This window comes from Paraburkholderia sp. Cpub6 (assembly GCF_014201065.1).
Taxonomy (GTDB): Bacteria; Pseudomonadota; Gammaproteobacteria; order Burkholderiales; family Burkholderiaceae; genus Paraburkholderia; species Paraburkholderia tuberum.
In genome coordinates this window covers 952,198-972,175 of record NZ_JACHDM010000001.1, presented here as the reverse complement: position 1 = coordinate 972,175, position 19,978 = coordinate 952,198, and the positions used below count along the sequence as shown (strand labels likewise).

The 19,978-nt window shown below is 64.8% G+C and carries 14 protein-coding genes and 1 pseudogene; 5 read left to right on the top strand and 10 right to left on the bottom strand.

All coding sequences use genetic code 11. The annotated features are described in order from the left end of the window. Positions 1-18: 18 nt before the first annotated feature. The 5 genes from HDG33_RS04260 (at position 19) to HDG33_RS04240 (ending at position 4,258) form a co-directional block, all read left to right on the top strand. Complete coding sequence (locus tag HDG33_RS04260) at positions 19-1,416, top strand: DHA2 family efflux MFS transporter permease subunit (protein WP_221311297.1); 1,398 nt, start codon at positions 19-21, stop codon at positions 1,414-1,416. A gap of 94 nt (positions 1,417-1,510) precedes the next feature. Further along, positions 1,511-2,440 (top strand): LysR family transcriptional regulator, encoded by a 930-nt coding sequence (locus HDG33_RS04255; protein ID WP_184022731.1) that lies wholly within the window; start codon positions 1,511-1,513, stop codon positions 2,438-2,440. A 78-nt stretch (positions 2,441-2,518) separates the two neighbouring features. Then, positions 2,519-2,746 carry a hypothetical protein gene (locus HDG33_RS04250; protein ID WP_184022730.1) on the top strand — a complete coding sequence of 76 codons (228 nt, stop codon included), beginning with the start codon at positions 2,519-2,521 and terminating at the stop codon, positions 2,744-2,746. Between the two features lie 227 nt (positions 2,747-2,973). Beyond that, on the top strand, positions 2,974-4,089 hold the full coding sequence (locus HDG33_RS04245) for a glycosyltransferase family 2 protein (protein WP_184022729.1): 1,116 nt from the start codon (positions 2,974-2,976) through the stop codon (positions 4,087-4,089). Continuing rightward, complete coding sequence (locus HDG33_RS04240; RefSeq protein WP_184022728.1) at positions 4,055-4,258, top strand: hypothetical protein; 204 nt, start codon at positions 4,055-4,057, stop codon at positions 4,256-4,258. The genes HDG33_RS04245 and HDG33_RS04240 overlap by 35 nt, the downstream gene beginning before the upstream one ends. Positions 4,259-4,416: 158 nt before the next feature. Here the strand turns inward: HDG33_RS04240 and HDG33_RS04235 are convergent, their stop codons facing one another. From HDG33_RS04235 to HDG33_RS04190, 10 genes and pseudogenes are all read right to left on the bottom strand, one after another. Further along, positions 4,417-5,724: an MFS family transporter gene (locus tag HDG33_RS04235; RefSeq protein ID WP_184022727.1), complete on the bottom strand. Its 1,308-nt coding sequence runs from the start codon at positions 5,722-5,724 to the stop codon at positions 4,417-4,419. Positions 5,725-5,980: 256 nt separating this feature from the next. Continuing rightward, positions 5,981-7,662: pseudogene (locus HDG33_RS04230) on the bottom strand (SpoVR family protein). A 76-nt stretch (positions 7,663-7,738) separates the two neighbouring features. Continuing rightward, complete coding sequence (locus HDG33_RS04225) at positions 7,739-9,010, bottom strand: YeaH/YhbH family protein (RefSeq protein WP_184022725.1); 1,272 nt, start codon at positions 9,008-9,010, stop codon at positions 7,739-7,741. Between the two features lie 162 nt (positions 9,011-9,172). Further along, complete coding sequence (locus HDG33_RS04220) at positions 9,173-11,095, bottom strand: PrkA family serine protein kinase (protein WP_184022724.1); 1,923 nt, start codon at positions 11,093-11,095, stop codon at positions 9,173-9,175. A gap of 590 nt (positions 11,096-11,685) precedes the next feature. After that, complete coding sequence (locus tag HDG33_RS04215) at positions 11,686-12,447, bottom strand: 2-keto-4-pentenoate hydratase (RefSeq protein ID WP_184022723.1); 762 nt, start codon at positions 12,445-12,447, stop codon at positions 11,686-11,688. A 372-nt stretch (positions 12,448-12,819) separates the two neighbouring features. Next, positions 12,820-14,610, bottom strand: coding sequence for a methyl-accepting chemotaxis protein (locus tag HDG33_RS04210; RefSeq protein ID WP_184022722.1), 1,791 nt, complete (start codon positions 14,608-14,610; stop codon positions 12,820-12,822). Positions 14,611-14,966: 356 nt separating this feature from the next. Further along, the gene (rbsK, locus tag HDG33_RS04205; RefSeq protein WP_184022721.1) at positions 14,967-15,896 is read right to left on the bottom strand and encodes a ribokinase; all 930 of its coding nucleotides are present in this window, start codon (positions 15,894-15,896) and stop codon (positions 14,967-14,969) included. An 86-nt stretch (positions 15,897-15,982) separates the two neighbouring features. After that, the gene (locus HDG33_RS04200) at positions 15,983-17,026 is read right to left on the bottom strand and encodes a LacI family DNA-binding transcriptional regulator (RefSeq protein ID WP_184022720.1); all 1,044 of its coding nucleotides are present in this window, start codon (positions 17,024-17,026) and stop codon (positions 15,983-15,985) included. A 200-nt stretch (positions 17,027-17,226) separates the two neighbouring features. Then, a complete protein-coding gene (locus tag HDG33_RS04195; protein WP_184022719.1) occupies positions 17,227-18,318 on the bottom strand; it encodes an ABC transporter permease in 1,092 nt (363 codons plus the stop codon). Continuing rightward, the gene (locus HDG33_RS04190; protein ID WP_184022718.1) at positions 18,318-19,910 is read right to left on the bottom strand and encodes a sugar ABC transporter ATP-binding protein; all 1,593 of its coding nucleotides are present in this window, start codon (positions 19,908-19,910) and stop codon (positions 18,318-18,320) included. Before HDG33_RS04190 ends, HDG33_RS04195 begins: the two co-directional genes overlap by 1 nt. Positions 19,911-19,978: the final 68 nt, after the last annotated feature.

Here is a 19,978-nt window from a genome sequence, read left to right as displayed (position 1 = left end):
GCGCCCGCTGTCGAAAACATGACCAAGGATTCCTCTCAAACCGCCCTACTATGGATCGTCGCCGCCGGCTTCTTCATGCAGTCGCTCGACACGACGATCGTCAACACCGCGCTGCCGTCGATCGCGAACAGCCTGCGCGTCGCGCCGCTCGCGATGCAACCGGTCGTCGTCGCCTACACGCTGACGATGGCGATGCTGACGCCCGCCTCCGGCTGGCTTGCCGACCGCTTCGGCACCCGCCGCGTCTATTTCGCCGCCATTCTCGTGTTCGTGCTCGGCTCGATCTGCTGCTCGAGCGCGCACACGCTCGGCCAGCTCGTGATGGCGCGCGTGCTGCAAGGCCTCGGCGGCTCGATGCTGCTGCCGATCGGACGCCTCGCGGTGCTGCGCAGCGTGTCGGGCGAGCAATACGTGTCGGCGCTCGCGTTCATATCGATCGCGGGGCAGCTCGGCCCGATCGCCGGGCCAACGCTCGGCGGCTGGTTCGTGCAGGCGATCACGTGGCACTGGATCTTTCTGATCAACGTGCCGATCGGCGCGCTCGGTCTGTACGCGGTGCACCGCTTTCTGCCGTCGCATGACGAGGCGCAGGCGCCGCCGTTCGATGTGATCGGCTGCGCCCTGCTGTCGTCGTGCATGATCGCGTTTTCGCTCGCGATCGACGCGCCGGTCCCCTCGCATCGCGCGGCGTGGTCGGCGGGGCTGTTCGCGTTGGCCGTCGCCAGCGCGCTCGCCTACATTCCGTACGCCAGAAACCGCCGCGATCCGCTGTTCAAGCTGTCGCTGTTCGGCGAGCCGAACTTCAGCGTCGGCCTGATCGGCAACCTCGTATGCCGGGTCGGTTCGAGCGCGGTGCCGTTCCTCGTGCCGCTGCTGCTGCAATTGCAGCTCGGCTACTCGCCGCTGCACTCGGGTCTGATGATGCTGCCCGCGGCACTCGCCGGCACGCTCGCGAAACGCTGGATCGCGCCGCTCGTGCGCCGCTACGGCTACGACACGTTCCTGCTCGTCAACACGATCATCGTCGGCTTGGCGATCGTCGCGTTCTCGCTGATTTCGCTCGGCACACCGCTCGTGATCGAAATCGCGATCCTCGCGGTGTTCGGCGCGGCCAACTCGATGCAGTTCGCGGCGATGAACAGTGTCACGCTGAAGGACCTGTCGCACGAAGACGCCGGCATGGGCAATAGCCTGTTCTCGATGGTGCAGATGCTTGCGATCGGGCTTGGCGTGTCGATCGGCGGCGGGCTCGTCAATCTGTTCGCGGCGCAATGGTCGGCGGCGCTCGGCTTCCGGCTCGCATTCGTGTGCGTCGGCGCGATCACGCTCGTGTCCGCGTGGATCTTCCGCCACCTCGACGACCCCTCGGGCACGCGCGTGATTCGCGGCCAGGCTGCGCCGAGCGCGGGGCGTTGAGACGCGACGCGTTTCATCGTGTGCCGGCGCATGCATTCGAATGGTCTTCGCGTTAGCATGTCGGGCATCCATGGCTACCAGGCAGGGAGCCCCGATGCCATTCGATGAGCGCGTGCTGAACGGCATGGGCGTCCTGACTGCGATCGTCGATTGCGGCAGTTTCGCGGCCGCCGGTGAAGCGCTCGACATGTCGCAATCGGGCGTAAGCCGCTCGGTCGCCCGGCTCGAAGCACGCCTCGGCATTCGTCTGTTCGACCGCACCACGCGCTCGGTCACGCTGACCGACGAAGGCCGGCGTTTCTACGAGCAGATCGTGCCGCTGCTCGGCGGACTCGAGGAAGCGGCCGCCTCCGCCGCGCAGGGCGCGACCGCGGTGCGGGGGCGTCTGCGCGTCAACATGGACCCGTTCTTTTCGCGGCTCGTGCTCGGGCCGCGCCTCGGCGGCTTCATCGACAAACATCCGGACCTGCAGCTCGAACTCGTCACGCGCGACCAGTTGGGCGACATGGTCGGGGACGGCTTCGATGTCGCGATCCGCTTCGGCGACCCGCCGGTTTCGACGCTCGTCGCCCGCAAGCTGCTCGATACGCGCATCCTGACCGTCGCGGCGCCGTCGTATCTGAAAAAGCATGGCAAGCCGGTGAATCCGGGCGAGCTCGAAGACGGCCGGCATATCTGCATCAAGTTTCGCGATCCGCTCACCGGTTATCCGTTCAGCTGGGAATTCCATCGCGGCCGCAAGCAGCTCGCGCTGACGCCGCAGGGGCGGCTGACCGTCAACGACGTCGGCACGCTGCATAGCGTATGCATCGCGGGCCAGGGCATCGCGCAGATTCTCGCGCTCGGCGCGGAGTCGCTGCTTGCGAGCGGCAAGCTGATCGAGCTCTTTCCGGATTGGGGCGACGAGGTGTACCCGCTGTATGCGCTGTATCCGTCGCGGCACCATCCGCCGGCCAAGGTGCGCGTGTTTCTCGACTTCATCATGTCGCTGACGGGCGGCAGGCCGCGCCACGCGGTTGCCTGAGCGCGGAACGTCTGTTTGGCTCCCGCCCGGGTCCGCGTCTTGCTGCCGGAGGCTTGTCTTCCCTCCAGGAGAGCAGCGATGAGCAAAACGACGGAAAAATCCCAAGGCGAAGCAAAAAGCGCGGCCGACAACGAATTGAAAAGCGAGGCCAGCGCCCAGACCGAGGATTTCGCGCATCCGCACCGCGCCGTGCATAGCGACAACGCGAAGAGCAAGATGCCCGAGCGCCACGACGAAGGTCACAAGCAGTCTCCGGCGGACCGTCCGGGCAAAAAGTCCGGCGAGGGCGAACCGTCAGTCGGTTGAAAAAATAGAACCCTATATCAGAGCGGCCCTGGCTGCGTCGTGCATCCGGGCCGCATCACTTTTCCCTTCCAGCGCCTTTCTGTAAGCAAACATTTCTTCCTCATTTTTACCGAATATTTTTTTGACGCCTTGGACTATTTTGCTGCTTGCAGCAAGGTGTGCGCCCTGCGAACCGGCTGCCGCTTTCCGCCGGTTTTTGCCGCTTGCGATCGATAAAAGGCGTCATCATGTCCAACGCGTCAAGTTCTCCCCTCGCCCGTGCGGCGGTCGCCCATGTGTCCATCTGCGTGCCCACCTGCAATCGTCCCGACCTGCTGATCGAATGCGTCGACTCGTGTCTCGCGCAAAGCTATCCGCATGTCGAAATCGTGATTGGCGACGATTCGACGGACGCGCGCTCGCGGCAACTGATCTTGCAGCGTTACCGCGACGAGCCGCGCGTGCGCTACGAGAAGCACGAGCCGCCGCTTGGCCAGGCGCGCAATGTGTCGAGCCTGTTCGAGCGGGCGCGCGGCGACAAGATCCTGCTGATCCACGACGACGATCTGCTGACGAGCGACGCCGTCGACAAACTCGTGTCGTTATGGCAGCGCTATCCGCGGCTCGATGCGGCATTCGGTGCGCAATACGAAGCGGATCACGACGGCGCGATCGATCTCGCCGCGAGCGCGCGCCTGAACGAGGCGTTCCGGCGCACTGAGGCCCGCGAGGGTCTCCAGCCGCTCGCGGGCCGCACCGGCCTGATCCAGATGTTTCCGAACAACGGCTGGATGGCCGACGCGCGGCTCGTCAAGCGGGTCGGCTACGACGCGCGGTATGGCGTCTGCTGCGACTACGTGTTCGGCACCGAGCTATGCCTGGCCGCGCGCGAGGTGTTTTATCTGCACGACTATGTGTCGGTGTATCGGAAGACCGCGACGTCGGTCTCGCACAGCACGCGCGGCACGAGCATGGCCGCAACGTTGAGCGCCTATGCGTTCGTGAAGTCGCTGCGTCTGCCGGTGCCGCTCGAACCGTCGCGGCGGCAGGCGCTGCGGCGGCTCGTACCGATCGCGGTGTCGATTCACGCGAGAAACGGCGAGGCGCGCGCGGGCTGGCGCATCGCGCGCGCGCATCTGTTCGCCTACAACTACGGCTTTAGCGCGCGGCTTTACTACCATCTGCTGATGCTGGCGCGCGCGGCCTGGCGTGGCCGTCTGCCGATGCCGCGCGCCGCGGCCGATGCTGTCGCCGGCGTAGCGGCGACGCCTTCGATGGCGACGGTCGCGGCCGTTGGCGCGGCCACGGTGAATGAGGCCGCGAGGGTCGATGAGTTCGGCGACAACGGGCCGAAGCCGGTATGAGCTGCGACAGGCGCGTCGCGACCGGCGCGAGCGAGGACCAGGTCTCGCGGTCGAGTTATGGTTCGCGCAACCGATCGACGGCATCGCCGGCCGCGCGGTGCAGATTCATCTGCGCAGCGGCGCGAGGATGGAACAGGCCGATAGCCTGCGCGACCTGCTGCATGCGTGAGGGACACGGATCGTCGTCAGTTGAGCGAAGCGCGCTGATCCTCGCTTGCGGATTGACGCGCAAACGTCGATGCCATGAAAAACGGCGGCCCGGTTGCCCTGGACCGCCGCCTGAACGCTGACGTCGGGCACGACGTTTCGCCGTGTCCGACTAGCGGTTCACGGCTCGTGCCGCAGATACCCTTCCGACGACGGATCGCGCATGCGCAGCGACACGATACCCGCGAGTGCACACAGCGCCGTCACGTACCAGAAGAACATCGTCTCGACACCGGCGGACTTCAGCCACAGCGCGACATATTCCGCCGAGCCGCCAAAGATCGCATTGGCGACCGCATACGACAGCCCTACGCCAAGCGCTCGCACTTGCGGTGGAAACATTTCCGCCTTGATCAGGCCGCTGATCGACGTATAGAAGCTGACGATCGCGAGCGCCACCACGACCAACGCGAAGGCCGCATAGGGGCTCGTCACGTCTTTCAGCGCATGCAGCAGCGGCACCGTGCCGAGGGTCGCGAACAGGCCGAAACACAGCATCGAGCGGCGCCGCCCGATGCGGTCCGACAACGCGCCGAACGCCGGCTGCATCAGCATGTAGACGAACAACGCGGCGGTCATCACCGAGCTCGCGGTCTTCGCGTGCATGCCGGCCGTGTTGACCAGGTACTTTTGCATGTAGGTGGTGAACGTATAGAAGATCAGCGAGCCGCCGGCCGTGAAGCCGAGCACCGTCATGAACGCGGTCTTGTGCTCCCACAGCCCGCGCAGCGTGCCCGCTTCCTTGCGCTGGCGCATCGCCGCGGTGGTAGTTTCATCAAGGGATTTACGCAGATAGAGCGCGATCAACGCGGCGATGGCGCCAATCACGAACGGCACACGCCAGCCCCACGCCTTCAGCTCTTCGGTCGTCAGCGTCTGTTGCAGGGCCACGAGCACGAGCAGCGCGCACAGTTGGCCGCCGATCAGCGTGACATACTGGAACGACGCGAAAAAGCCACGCCGGCCCTTCAACGCGACTTCGCTCATATAGGTCGCGCTGGTGCCGTATTCGCCGCCCACCGACAGCCCCTGCAACAGCCGCGCGAGCAGCAGCAACGCCGGCGCGAGCGCGCCGATCTGCGCGTAGGTGGGCAGCATCGCGATCACCAGCGAGCCGCCGCACATCATGAATACCGACACCATCATCGCGGTGCGGCGACCACGTTTGTCGGCGAGCCGCCCGAAGAACCAGCCGCCAATCGGCCGCATCAGGAAGCCCGCGGCGAACACGCCGGCCGTGTTCAGCAACTGCGTGGTCGTGTTGCCGCTCGGGAAGAACGACGGCGCGAAGTAAAGCGCCGTGAACGAATACACATAGAAGTCGAACCACTCGACGAGATTGCCCGATGAAGCGCCGACGATTGCAAAAATGCGCCGCCGTGTGTCGTGCGCCGAGGCCACGACGTATTGTTCGGTTTGGTCGTTCATGCTGGTGTCTTTCCTTATTTAAACGAAGAGGACGGTCGTGGCGCCGCCTTGATGTCGCGCGCCCAGCCTGAGCGGCCGTCGCGGGTGCGCGAATTTTACATAAATGAAAGCAAAGGAAGGCTTTTTGTCAGCGTGGCCTGATGAAAGCCCTGGGTCGGCCGGATCTGCGCACCAACAGAACGAAGCCCCTGCCAGTTCGGGACTGGCAGGGGCTTGACGGGCGACACGGACCGCTCAGGCGGGAGTCAGGCGGCGCTCATATTCTCACGGACGGCGGCATATACCGGCAGTCGTGCCGTTTTCTGACGGTACCGTTTTCGTCGACGCTCTCGAGGTACACGTCGAACTGCCACAAGCGCGCCATGTGCTTGAGCACCTCGTCGCTATCCGACGACAGGTGCCGGTTGTCGCTCATGAAATGCCGCAACGTCAGGCTGCGATCGCCGCGTGTATTGACGGCCCACACCTGAATGTTCGGCTCGCGGTGATGCATGTCGTACTGCCGCGACAACGCCTGGCGCACGTACTGGTAGCCGCTATCGTCGTGAATCGCCGACACTTCGAGCGCGTCGCGCATGTCGTCGTCGAGCACCGAGAACAGGCGCATTTCGCGGATCAGATGCGGCGACAGATACTGCGCGATGAAGCTCTCGTCCTTGAAGTTGCGCATCGCGTAGTGCATCGCGGGCAGCCACGGACTGCCGGCCAGATTCGGAAACCACTTGCGGTCTTCGTCGGTCGGCGCCTCGCAGATGCGCCGGATATCGCTCATCATCGAAAAGCCCAGCGCATACGGATTGATGCCGCTGTAATACGGCTTCGTGACCGGCGGCTGATAGACGACGTTGCTGTGTGAATGGAGAAACTCCATCATGAAGCCGTCTTCGAGCTTGCCCTGGTTGTACATCGTATTGAGCAGCGTGTAGTGCCAGAACGTCGCCCAGCCTTCGTTCATCACCTGGGTCTGCCGCTGCGGATAGAAGTACTGGCCGATCTTGCGCACGATGCGGATCACCTCGCGCTCCCACGCTTCGAGCAGCGGCGCGTTTTTCTCCGCGAAATACAGCAGGTTTTCCTGCGGCTCGGGCGGATAGCGCCCCTCGACCTCTTCGGGCAGCGGCGTATGGCGCGTGGGCAACGTGCGCCACAACTCGTTGACCTGCGACTGCAGATACGCCTCACGTTCGCGACGCGCGGCGAACTCCTTCTGGAGCGACAGCTTCTGCGGCCGCTTGTAGCGGTCCACGCCGTAATTCATCAGCGCGTGGCACGAGTCGAGCAATTCCTCGACGCGATCGAGCCCATAGCGCTCCTCGCATTCCGCGATGTAGTTTTTCGCGTAGACGAGGTAGTCGATGATCGCGTGCGCGTCCGTCCATAAGCGGAACAGATAGTTGCCCTTGAAGAACGAGTTGTGACCGTAGGCCGCATGCGCGATGACGAGCGCCTGCATCGTCATCGTGTTCTCTTCCATCAGATACGCGATGCAGGGGTTCGAATTGATGACGATTTCGTACGCGAGCCCCATCTGGCCGCGGCGATAGCTTTTTTCAGTAGCAAGAAAATGTTTGCCGAACGACCAGTGACGGTAGTTCACCGGCATGCCGACGGACGCGTAGGCATCCATCATCTGTTCGGCGCTGATGAGTTCGAGCTGGATCGGATACACGTCGAGCTCGTATTGCTCCGCAACACGGGCAATATGCGAGTCGTACTCTTCGATCAATTCGAAGGTCCAGTCGGACGGGCACGGCAGAGGCCGTCTATCGGCTACGTTCATACGGACTTCCCTTTGCCCCTAGTTGGGCGTTCCGGTGTGTCCCGTGCTGCAGCATCGCGGACTGCTCCGGCGCGAGCGGCTCCCGTGCTGGCCGCTCCTGCCTCGGCATGCCCCGACTGTCGCTGCGGCACGCCTTTGTTGCGCTGCGGCGCGGTCATACGGCGGGTCACCCCTTGTCGTACGAATCGCCGCGCGCTTCGTCGTTCAGGCGCTTCGTGCGCCACCAGCATCCCATCAAGAAGTCGCCGCCTGCTTCTCGAACAGCTCGCGAAACACCGGATAAATATCGGCCGCGGTTTCGACCTTCTTCATCGCCATGTGCGGTTGCGACAGCGCCAGTTGCGCGTATTCGAGCCACAGATTCTGCTCTTCGGGCGTCACCTGAATATACGCGAAATACCGCACCTTCTCCAGGATGTCATCCGAGAGTATTTTGCGGCACTTCGGCGAGTCGTCGGTCCAGTTGTCGCCGTCGGACGCCTGGGCGCCGTAAATGTTCCATTCAGTCGGCGAATAGCGCTCGTCCATCACCTTGCGCATCAGTTCGAGCGCGCTCGACACCACGGTACCGCCGCTTTCGGTCGAGTGGAAAAACGTGTCTTCGTCGACTTCCTCGGCGCGCGTGTGGTGGCGGATGAACACGACTTCGATGCGCTCGTAGTTACGCTTCAGGAACAGGTACAGCAGGATGAAGAAGCGCTTCGCGAGATCCTTGCGCTGCTCGTCCATCGAACCGGACACGTCCATCAGACAGAACATCACCGCCTGGCTCGACGGCGTAGGCTGCTTCACGCGATTCACGTAGCGCAGATCGAACGGATCGATGAACGGGATCCGCCAGATGCGTCCTTTCAGATGGTGGATGTCGTCCTCGAGCAGCTTGATCTCGTCGCGGCGATCGGCGGGATCGGCCTTCAACTCTTCCAGCTGCCGCTCCATTTCGTGCAGTTGGTTGACGAGGGGCGCGCCGAGCGCGATGCGCCGGCCGAGCGCGCTGCGCAACGAGCGCACCACGTCGATATTGTTTGGCGTGCCCTCCGCGGCCCAGCCCGCGCGGACGCTTTTCCACGTCGGCACGGCCATCAGATGGGTCTTGACGAGACGCGGCAGTTCGAGGTCGTCGAAGAAATACTGCATGAACTCTTCGCGGCTCAGTTCGAACACGAAGTCGTCCTGACCCTCGCCCTCGTTGCTGGCCTGACTGCCTCCGCCGCCGCCACCGCCGCCTTGCGGGCGCTGGATCTTGTCGCCGCGGATGTAATCCGAGTTGCCGGGATGCACCATCTCGCGCCGGCCGCCCGGTCCATGACGGAACGACGGCTCCGCGATGTCCTTGCGCGGAATAGTGATGCTCTGGGTGTTCTGGATGTCCTTGATGCTGCGATCGCGCACCGCCTCCGAAACGGCACGACGAATATAGTTTTTGACGCGGCGCAAAAAGCGCTCACGGTTCGCAATACTCTTGTTCTTGCCTGCCAACCTGCGGTCGATGATTTGATGAAGCACGCCCGGTCTCCCATCCATGCAACCGCGATTCCCTGCGGCCGCACTAATATTTCGGGTGCGCGAGACGCCCGCCGCGCAGTGCAATGCTATGCGGCTTGCGCCTCGCCGGTTGCCCGTACGGTCGAACCGTACGGGCGGCACACCATGAGTATCATGCGCGCATCATGACGACTTGCGCACGCGCAGATACCAGTCGCACAGCAAGCGCACCTGCTTCGGCGTATAGCCCTTCGCCACCATGCGATTGACGAAGTCTTCATGCTTGCGCTGCTCTTCGGCCGAGCCTTTCGCGTTGAACGAGATCACCGGCAACAGCTCTTCCGTGTTCGAGAACATCTTCTTTTCGATCACGACGCGCAGCTTCTCGTAGCTGATCCACGCGGGGTTCTTGCCCGCATTCGCAGCCCGCGCACGCAGCACGAAGTTCACGATCTCGTTGCGGAAGTCCTTCGGATTGCTGATGCCCGCGGGCTTCTCGATCTTCTCCAGCTCGGCGTTCAACGCGGCACGGTCGAAGCTCTCGCCGGTGTCGTGGTCGCGGAACTCCTGATCCTGGATCCAGAAGTCCGCATACGTGACATAGCGGTCGAAGATGTTCTGACCGTACTCGGAGTACGACTCCAGGTACGCGGTCTGAATCTCCTTGCCGATGAACTCCGCATAGCGCGACGCGAGCACGTCCTTGATGAAGGACAGATACTTCTGCTCGGTTTCCGGCGGGAACTGCTCGCGTTCGATCTGCTGTTCGAGCACGTACATCAGATGCACCGGATTGGCCGCGACCTCGGTCGAGTCGAAGTTGAACACGCGCGACAGAATCTTGAACGCGAAGCGGGTCGACACGCCGGTCATGCCTTCGTCGACGCCCGCGAAGTCGCGATACTCCTGATACGACTTCGCCTTCGGGTCCGTGTCCTTCAGATTCTCGCCGTCGTAGACCTGCATCTTTGAGAACAGGCTGGAATTCTCCGGCTCGTGCAAACGCGTGAGCACGGACAACTGCCCCATCATCTTCAGCGTGCCCGGCGCGCAGACCGCGTTGGCCAGCGACGAGTTGCGCAGCAGCTTCTCGTAGATTTTGACCTCTTCACTATAGCGCAGGCAGTACGGCACCTTGACGACGAAGATCCGGTCGAGCAGTGCCTCGTTGTTACGGTTGTTGCGGAATGCCTTCCATTCCGATTCGTTCGAGTGAGCGAGGATGATGCCGTCGAACGGAATCGCGCCGAAGCCTTCCGTGCCCTTGAAGTTGCCTTCCTGGGTCGCCGTGAGCAGCGGGTGCAACACCTTGATCGGCGCCTTGAACATTTCGACGAACTCGAGCAGGCCCTGATTCGCGAGGCACAGGCCGCCCGAGTAGCTGTACGCGTCGGCATCGTCCTGCGCGTACTGTTCGAGCTTGCGGATGTCGACCTTGCCGACCAGCGACGAAATGTCCTGATTGTTCTCGTCGCCCGGTTCGGTCTTCGAGATAGCGATCTGGCGAAGGATCGACGGATAGCGGCGCACCACGCGGAACTTGCGGATGTCGCCGTTGTACTCGTGCAGGCGCTTGACCGCCCACGGACTCAGAATGCCTCGCAGGTAGCGACGAGGAATGCCATATTGCTCTTCGAGGATCGGACCGTCTTCCTCGTAGTCGAACAGACCGAGCGGCGATTCGTTGACGGGCGAGCCCTTGATCGCATAGAACGGCACGCGTTCCATCAATTGCTTCAGACGTTCCGCGATCGACGACTTGCCGCCGCCGACCGGTCCTAACAGATACAGGATCTGCTTCTTTTCTTCGAGCCCCTGGGCCGAATGCCGGAAGTAGGCGACCACCTGCTCGATCACCTCTTCCATTCCGTAGAATTCACGGAATGCGGGGTATACCTTGATGACCTTGTTCGCGAAGATACGCGATAAACGCGGATCGTTGCGAGTGTCGATCTGTTCCGGTTCTCCGATTGCCGTCAACATGCGTTCGCCCGCAGTGGCGTACGCGGCGGGATTGTCTTTGCAGAGCGCGAGATACTCCTCGAGCGAGAGTTCGTCCTCCCGTGTTTTCTCGAAGCGGGTCGCGAAACTGCTGTAGATATCCATGCTACCTCCTCGCCGAAGTCTGGGGCGATGTCGTGCGCGGCGCGCTATTCGGAAACGACATCGCTCGAATTCATCCTAAACCCTTTTAAATTTTTTTTCACGGACTACGTTGCGAAAATCGCGCCGTAACCGCCACCCTACGATCCTCACCTGGAAACAGAGATTCGACCACCTACAATTTTTTTACTCACACAGCAACCAGTCACATCATCTGCTGCACCGCTGTATCGCTACTTTCTTCAGCACCGCATCGCTATTCAGTGCTCCTGCAGGACTTCGCCGGACCGCTGCATCGCGTCAGGTCACCGCGTTGCTATTGCACATCCCGTACCCGCACCGTCGACCCGCCACCAAAATGCGGCTGTCTGCGCACGCACACTTCGTCACAAAAAGCATGCACGTGACGAACTCGCGGCGCTCTCATAGGTGTATACGGAAGGACGCGGCAAAGTTGCAACAAATGCATTCGAACAGGTTGACGATTCAAAGACTGCCACCGTTTCAAATTCGCCAAAATAAAAACGGCTGCACGCGGGCAGCCGTTTGGAATCAAGCGTTGTAATTTGCGGTTACAAGCGCCGCAGCATCGATCAGGTCAGTTCAATTTCCACTTCACCCAATCCGTCGATATGACCACGCACGATGCCGGGTTCGTCGATCTTGTGCGCGCCGACGTATGAACCGGTGGTCAAGGTCCAGTTGCGCTCGATCGTGATGCCCATCGCCGCGCAATGGTTGACGAACCACACGAGCAGCTCGCGCGGATCGCCTGCCGGATTGCCGGTCACTTCCGGTATCAGCGAGCGGCCGTTGAAACTCAGCTCCAGTTCCGGCGACACGAAGTCGAAGCCGCGCGCGAGGCTCGCATAGACGGCCGGATGGCCGGTGATCAGCGCGCCGTTGTTCTGCGCGTCGGCCAACTGCGCGAGCGGCGCGACATTCGGCCATTCGGCGAAGCGGCTGTCGACGATCTCGATGGCCGGCAGCACGGCGCCGACCTTCGACAGTACCTCGTCGCGGGCATACGCCTGAGCGCGCGGCTCGATCGTCACGTCGAAGCGGAACGCGATCTCGAGCTCCACCAGCACGCGAAAGAAGCCGTCATGCGCGAGCCTCGCTGGCGACGGCATCACCAGCGAGGCCGGAATCGGTGCGCCCGACGCGGCGCCGCCCGGCGACTTCGCGCCGATCTTCCACCCGCCGGTCGACTCGCCGAGGCCCACGATCACCGCCTGCTGGATCGCGTAGGCGGTCGCCGCGTCGGGCGGCAGGCTGTCGGGTGCGGGCGCGTCGATCGGCCGGCGCTGCCGGCGTGCCTCGACGAGGCGTTGCGCAAGATCGTATCGCGTCATGTCGGTTCTTTGTGGCTGGCGCATGGCAGGGTTCACAGGACGTAGCAATATGTGGGAACCACCTGTTGGAGGTGCGGGCAGCCGCGCCGCGCAAACGGATCGGGGCCGTGCCCGTCAATGTACCGGATCGCGACACGCGCCGGTGAAAGGCGGCGGTGCGCAAACGTTAATTCTTGCCGGAGCTGAAAAAAACCGCGCATGGGGTGTCCAGGCGCGGCTTTTCGCGAAGCGATCGTCGCGGGTGCGACGCGGATGCCGGAAAGCTAGCGAACGGGAACGGGAACGGGAACGGCTGTTGCGCCGCACGGCGCGTCTCGACTCACCTGAGGCACGACAGCGCCGCCGCCCATGTACACCTGAATCCGAGCCAGCTCAGAAGGTCTCCCAATCCTGATCGCTGCCGGCCGTCGCCGCGGACCTGGCCGGTGCGCGCGTGGGCGTGGGCGCGGCCGCTACCGGCGGCGCGACAGCGGCCGCGGCCGGGATCGATGACTTCGCCGGCAACGCCGCCTGCGCGGTAGCCGGCGTGAGCTTGCGTGCGCGTGTAGCGACCGGGCTCGTGGACACCGGGCGCTTCGGCGCAGCAAGCGCCGACGCCGCTTCGTGACCGCCACGGCCGCTGTCGTCGACCTGGAACACCGCGACCGCGCTGCGCAGCCGCGCCGCCTGCTCCTCGAGCGACGACGCGGCGGCGGCCGCTTCCTCGACGAGCGCCGCATTCTGCTGCGTGACCTCGTCCATCTGCGTGACCGCGCGCGCGACCTGGTCGATGCCGCCGCTCTGCTCCTCCGACGCCGCCGCGATCTCGCCCATGATGTCGGTCACGCGCTGCACCGCGCCGATGATTTCGCTCATCGTGCGGCCGGCCTCGTCGACGAGCGCCGAGCCCGACTGCACGCGCTCGACCGACGTATCGATCAGCTCCTTGATCTCCTTGGCCGCCGCCGACGAACGCTGCGCGAGGCTGCGCACTTCGCCCGCGACGACCGCGAAGCCGCGCCCCTCCTCGCCGGCGCGCGCCGCCTCGACGGCTGCGTTCAACGCGAGGATGTTGGTCTGGAAGGCAATGCCTTCGATGATCGAGATGATGTCGGCGATCTTCGCCGAGCTCTGGTTGATGTCGCCCATCGTGCCGACCACCTGGCCGACCACCGCGCTACCCTTGTTGGCGATCTCGGACGCGTTGGCCGCGAGCGCGCTCGCCTGGCGCGCGTTGTCGGCATTCTGCCGCACCGTGCCGGTCAGTTGCTCCATGCTCGAGGCGGTTTCCTGCAACGCCGACGCCTGCTCCTCCGTTCGCGACGACAGGTCGATGTTGCCCGCCGCGATCTGGCGCGTCGCGGTCGCGATCGACTCGCTTCCGCCGCGCACGCTGCGCACCGTTTCGGTGAGGCTGCGCTGCATTCTGGCGATTCCTTCGAGCAGTTGCCCCATTTCGTCGCGCGATGTCGCGATCACCGGACGACGCAGATCGCCGGCCGCAATCGCATCGAAGTGGCCGAGCGCTTCGTCGAGCGGACGCGCGATCGCGCGGCTCAGCGTCAGATACGACAGCGCCGCCGCCAGCACGCCGACCACCAGCGCGCCGATGCTGACCACGCGGAACGTCTGGAAACTGCTCTGCGCGGAGTCGTAGCCCTGCCTGGCCGAATCGAACTGGTATTTGCGCACCGCGTCGTCGGCGCCGACGAGGTCGTTGAAGACGACCTGCAGATTCTTCGCGTCCTCGACCAGCTTGCCCTGATCGTTCGCCGTGATCGTCGCCGCGAACGTTTCGAGTTGCTGATGCAGCGCGTTGCGCTTCGCGGCGACGTCCTGCGCAAGCCGGTCTTCGTCCGCGTTGCGTGGCAGATCGAGATATTTTTTCCACCACATGTCGGACGTGCCCCCGAGCATGCGCCCGCGCTCGATGGTGGTGGCCGCTTCCGGTGTGCCGACCAGGAACGCGGCGCGGTCGAGCGCGAGTCGTTCGCGCGCCGCGTAGATTTCCGCGTTGCCGATGTTCACCGCGCTCGGCATCGCGTTGGTGAACGTGTCCTCAAAGGCGTCGTTCGAACGGCTCATGCCGAACAGACCGAAAACGCCGATCGCAACCAGCAACGCGGCGAGGAACGCCATCGTGAGGCCAATTCGCGCCTTGATCGTGATGCCTTTATTCAACATGCTTGGTCCTGTGTGCTGTACTCAATGAGAGGCTGCTGCCTACGCAGCGTGGGGGCGGCGTGTGTTGGGTCCGGCGCTTTTTTGAAAGAGCGCTCTAATTTCGTTTACGGCAGCGCACTCATAGACTTGAAGCATTTAAAAGGTATGAACAAAGACGTTGTAAGACGTTGAAAGCAACTTGACTGGAAATGAGTGTGTTCGCGGCGCGCAGGGAAACGCGGCGATATTCGTCAAAGCACGATTTTTGACGGTTTGGCGGCGGGAATGGGTGGAGATGCGAGCCGTTCGGAGTCGCCCTAAGCGGTGGCAGGACAGTTCGATCAGGCAGCGTGCGCGGTGCCAAGGCCGCCGCGACATCAGTCCAATGCGTCGACCTCGGAGCGCGTTGGAATCGATGGCTGTGCGCCCGCGCGCGTCACCGATAGTGCGGCGGCGCGCTGCGCGAAGCGGATCGCCGCATCGACGCTCGCGCCCTGCGCGAGCTGCGCCGCGAAGCCGCCGATGAAGGTGTCGCCGGCGGCGGTCGTGTCGACCGCCTCGACGCGCGGCGCGTCGTACAGCGTCGCGGCCGCGCCTTCGAGCGACGCATGCACGCCGCGCGCACCGAGCGTGACCAGCACGTTGCGCGCGCCGGCCGCACGCAATGCGGCGGCGGCCCGTGCGGCGTCCTCGGGCGAGTCGACGGGGAGACCGCTCAGCGCGGCGGCTTCGAGTTCATTCGGAATCAGGTAGTCGATCAGCGGCAGCCAGTCGGCCGGCAACGGGCCGGTGGCGGGCGCCGGATTCAGGATCACGGTCTTACCGAGCCGCCGCGCCGCCGCCAGCGCCGCGCGCACCGATTCGGGCGGGGTTTCGAGCTGACAGATCACGACGGCGGCGGCGGCGAGCGTCGCTTCGTGTCGCGCGATGGTGGCCGGCGTGACCTCGCCGTTGCTGCCCGCGACGATCACGATCGTGTTCTGGCTCGCATCGTCGACGACGATCAGCGCCACACCGCTCGGCTCCCTGCCGGTTTCGAGCGCGGCGCAGTCGATGCGCTCCGCTTCGAGGCCCGCGCGCAGCTGCGCGCCATTCGCATCGGCACCGACGCAGCCGAGCATCGACACCTGCGCGCCGAGCCGCGCGGCCGCGACCGCCTGGTTGCCGCCCTTGCCGCCCGCGACCTGCGCGAAGCCGCGGCCGGCCAGCGTCTCGCCCGGTTGGGGCAGGCGTGGCGAACGCACCACGAGGTCCATGTTCAGACTACCGACCACCGTGACGCGTGCGCGCGTTGGGTTGCTTGCCACTCGGGTGTCCTCCGTTGCGCGACGGGTCGCGTCGCCATTGCGCGCGCGTCCTTCGAGCGCCCCTCATGCGTCCTTGATCCGGCGCGTCAGGCCGCCAGATCCCGCCGTTCCTCGCCCGCCCATGTCGCGGTGGACTCGCGCACGATCAGCCGCGGCGACACCACGCGGCGGCGCGCGGGCGCCCGCGCGGTGCTGTTCGACGACGCCTCGGCGATCCGGGCGATCAGCGTCTGCGCGGCCGTGTCGCCAAGCGCGCGCACCGACTGTCCGACCGTCGACAGCGACGGGAACGTGAAGCGGCCCAGCTCGATATCGTCGAAACCGATGATCGAGCAATCGCGCGGCACGCTGATATTGCGCTCCGCCGCCGCGCGCAACGCGCCGATGCCCATCATGTCGTTGCCCGCGAAAATCGCCGACGGCCTGACCGTATCGAACAGCTGCGCGGCCGCGCGATGTCCGCCCGTCCCCGAAAAATCGCTTTCGACGATCGCATCGGCCGGAATCTCGATGCCACGCTCGGCCATCGCGCGAATGAAGCCGTGCACCCGCATTGCGCTGACCGCGGTCTGCACCGGCCCTGTGATGCAACCGATCCGCACATGCCCGAGCTCGAGCAGATGACGGGTGGCCAGATACGCGCCCTTCTCGTGATCGATCTGCACGAGGTCCGCGCTGACTCCCTCGATGTTGCGGTCCACCACCACGAGCGGCTCGCGCGCGTCGGCGAGCGCCTGCGCGAGCACGGCGTCGTCGCCGGCCGACGCGACGATCAACCCGTCGATGCGTTTTTCCTGCAGCACGCGCAGATAGTTGCGCTGCTTCGCGGGGTCATCGTCGGAGTTGCAGAAGAACACGCAGTAGCCATTGCGCGCGCAGCCGTCCTCGATGCCGCGCGCGAGCTCCGCGAAATACGGGTTCGTGCTGTTCGGCACCACCAGTCCGATGGTCGCGGTCGCGCGCGCCTTCAGCGAGCGCGCGACCGCCGACGGCACATAGTGCAGTTGACGGATCGCGTGCTCGACTTTCGCGCGCACATCGGCCGACACCGGCCGCGAGTTGTTCACGACGTGCGATACCGTCGTGAACGACACGCCCGCCACCGCCGCCACATCCTTGATCGTCGTCATAACCTGTTGCTCTCCTGTCGAACGGAGTTAGCGCTTTAGCGCTTACTCCGGTCCCATGCAGTTTCATCGCGGTCGAACGGAGTTAGCGCTTTAGCGCTTACTCCGGCCCCATGCAGTTTCATCGCGGTCGAACGGAGTTAGCGCTTCAGCGCTTACTCCGGTCCCATGCAGTCATTCATCGTTGCGCCGCGGCGCACACCTCAGGCGCGTTTGCGGCGACTGCGGTACGTATCGAGCACCACCGCGATCACGATCACCGCGCCGGTGATCATGCGCTTGGTCGGCTCGTTCGCGCCGATCTGCGCGAGGCCCGCCGCCAGCACCGAAATGATCAGCACGCCAAAGAACGTGCTGATAACCGAACCACGCCCGCCCATCAGACTCGTGCCGCCAATCACGACCGCCGCGATCACCTGCAGCTCCAGGCCGACACCCGCATTCGGATCGGCCGCCTCGAGCCGCGAGATCTGGAACAGCGCCGCGAGTCCGGACAGCGCGCCCATCAGCGCGAACACGATCACCTTGTACGGCCGCGGATTGACGCCCGCGAGCCGCACCGCTTCCTCGTTGGTGCCGATCCCGACCAGATAGCGCCCGAACACCGTGCGCGTCAGCACCAGCTGCGCGATCACCATCACCGCGACCGCGATCAGAAAGGCCGGCGAGATGCCAAGCGCGATCGGGTTCGACAGAAAATCGAACGCATCGCCGATATACGCGGTGCGCGAATTGGTCATCTGATACGCCATGCCGCGCGCCGCCTCGAGCACGCCGAGCGACACGATGAACGACGGAATTCGCCAGCCCACCGTCACCGCGCCGGTCACGGTGCCGGTCAGCGCCGCGACCGCGACCCCGAGCAGCGCGCCGGCAGCTGGTCCCCAGCCCCACTTCAGCGTCACCACGCTGACCACCGACGCCCCGAGCGCGAGCACCGAGCCCACCGACAGATCGATCCCCGCGATGATCAGCACGAACGTCATGCCGACCGACATCACGACGAGATCCGGAATCTGGTTCGCGATCGTGCTGAACGTGTCGTAGGTCAGAAAGTGCGAACTCAGCAGCGAGAACAGCACGATCATCGCGAGCAGCGCGCCGGCGAGGCCCAGGTAGTTCGAAAAGCCGAGCCGCGTGCCGGCCGGCTTGCCGCTCGCGAGCGGCGCCGACGGATCGGCGGGCGGCGTCACGGCGGGCGCGTCCGGCGCACCGCCTTGCTTGCCGTCCTGCTGGCCGCCCAACTGGCCGTCCTGTTTGGCACCCGCCGCCTCGCGCCACGATTGATCGGTCATCACAGACTCCCTGCTTCGTTGACGCCGTGCGTGTGCAGCAGCGCGTCACGGCCGCGGTAGCCGGCGAACGCAGCCGCGAGCAGCGCATCCTGGCTCCAGCTCGCGCGCTCGAACACGCCTGTCATGCTGCCCGCCGACATCACGCCGATCCGGTCGCAGATCAGCATCAGTTCGCGCAGATCGCTCGACACCACGACGAGCGCGCGGCCGTCGCGAGCGAGCGCGCCCATCAGGCCGTAAATATCGAACTTCGCGCCGACATCGATGCCGCGCGTCGGTTCGTCGAACAACAGCACGCGGCAGTCGCGCGCGAGCCAGCGGCCGATCACGACCTTCTGCTGGTTGCCGCCCGACAGCTCGCCGACAACCTGCGCGGGCCCCGAGCTGCGAATCCGCATCGCGGCGATCTGCTTGTGCGCCAGCGCGTTCTCGCGCTTCGCGTCGACGAGGCCGTGCCGCGCGACGCTGCCGAGATTGCCGAGCGACAGGTTGGCCGCGATCGATTGCGGCAGCAGCAGGCCTTCGCCCTTGCGGTCTTCGGTGATCAGCGCGATACCCGCGCGTACCGCGTCCGCCGGCGAGTCGATTTGCACCGGCGTAGGCGGCGCGCCCGGTGTCGCGGCGAGCGACACGCTGCCGCCGTCCTTGCGGTCGGCGCCGTAGATGAGCCGCATCAGCTCGGTGCGGCCCGCGCCGATCAGTCCGCTCACACCGAAAATCTCGCCCGCGCGCACCTCGAACGACACGTCGCGCACGACCTTGCCGCGCGCGAGCCGCTCCACTTTCAGGAGCGGCGCGCCGATGTTGCGCTCACCGAGATCGATATGCTCGCCGAGCTCGCGGCCGACCATCCACGTGACGATCTGCTCGCTCGTCAGGTTCGCCATCGCGTCGACATGCACGAGGCGGCCGTCGCGCAGCACCGCGACCCGTTCGGCGACCCGCGCCAGCTCTTCGAGCCGGTGCGAGATATAGACGAGCGCGACGCCGCGAGCCTTGAGCCGCCCGATCTGCTCGAACAGCAGATCGACCTCGCGCGCGGTCAGCATCGCGGTCGGCTCGTCGAGGATCAGCACGCGGCAGTCGTCGATCAGGTTGCGGGCGATCTCGACCATCTGCTGATGACCGATGCCCAGTTCGCCGACCAGCGTGTCGGGATCGATCGCGTCGAGCCCGACACGCTCCATCGCCTCGCGCGCGTTCTCGCGCAGCTTGCCGCGATCGATCCAGCCGAAGCTGAACGCGCCCGCCCGCGGCAGCCGGTTCAGGAACAGGTTCTCGGCGACCGACAGCGTAGGCAGCAGATTCAACTCCTGCATGACCATGCGCACGCCGAGCGCCTCGGCCTCGGTGCGGCTCGCGGGCGCGTACGGCGCGTCGGCAAGCCGCATCGTGCCCGCGCTCGCTTCGACCAGCCCGCCGATGATCTTCGACAGCGTGCTCTTGCCCGCGCCGTTCTCGCCGGTCAACGCCAATACCTCGCCCGCTCGCAGCGACAGCGATACGTCGGCGAGCACCGGTTCGGCATAGGTCTTGCCGATGCCGCTGACGCTCAGTACGACAGGCAAGGCGTCGTGGTCGGTCGAATCCATCGCGCTCCTGGTTACATGGCGCTTCTGGCGCCTTCGTGGCGCCCCACTACGCGGAATGCACAGCTGCT

Excerpts from the sequence above, each read along its gene's own strand:
- HDG33_RS04245 (WP_184022729.1), top strand. The coding sequence starts at position 2,974 with ATGTCCAACGCGTCAAGTTCTCCCCTCGCCCGTGCGGCGGTCGCCCAT.
- HDG33_RS04190 (WP_184022718.1), bottom strand. The coding sequence starts at position 19,910 with ATGGATTCGACCGACCACGACGCCTTGCCTGTCGTACTGAGCGTCAGC.
- HDG33_RS04260 (WP_221311297.1), top strand. The coding sequence starts at position 19 with ATGACCAAGGATTCCTCTCAAACCGCCCTACTATGGATCGTCGCCGCC.
- HDG33_RS04220 (WP_184022724.1), bottom strand. The coding sequence starts at position 11,095 with ATGGATATCTACAGCAGTTTCGCGACCCGCTTCGAGAAAACACGGGAG.
- HDG33_RS04215 (WP_184022723.1), bottom strand. The coding sequence starts at position 12,447 with ATGACGCGATACGATCTTGCGCAACGCCTCGTCGAGGCACGCCGGCAG.
- HDG33_RS04250 (WP_184022730.1), top strand. The coding sequence starts at position 2,519 with ATGAGCAAAACGACGGAAAAATCCCAAGGCGAAGCAAAAAGCGCGGCC.
- HDG33_RS04235 (WP_184022727.1), bottom strand. The coding sequence starts at position 5,724 with ATGAACGACCAAACCGAACAATACGTCGTGGCCTCGGCGCACGACACA.
- HDG33_RS04200 (WP_184022720.1), bottom strand. The coding sequence starts at position 17,026 with ATGACGACGATCAAGGATGTGGCGGCGGTGGCGGGCGTGTCGTTCACG.
- HDG33_RS04240 (WP_184022728.1), top strand. The coding sequence starts at position 4,055 with ATGAGTTCGGCGACAACGGGCCGAAGCCGGTATGAGCTGCGACAGGCG.
- HDG33_RS04210 (WP_184022722.1), bottom strand. The coding sequence starts at position 14,610 with ATGTTGAATAAAGGCATCACGATCAAGGCGCGAATTGGCCTCACGATG.
- HDG33_RS04195 (WP_184022719.1), bottom strand. The coding sequence starts at position 18,318 with ATGACCGATCAATCGTGGCGCGAGGCGGCGGGTGCCAAACAGGACGGC.
- HDG33_RS04255 (WP_184022731.1), top strand. The coding sequence starts at position 1,511 with ATGCCATTCGATGAGCGCGTGCTGAACGGCATGGGCGTCCTGACTGCG.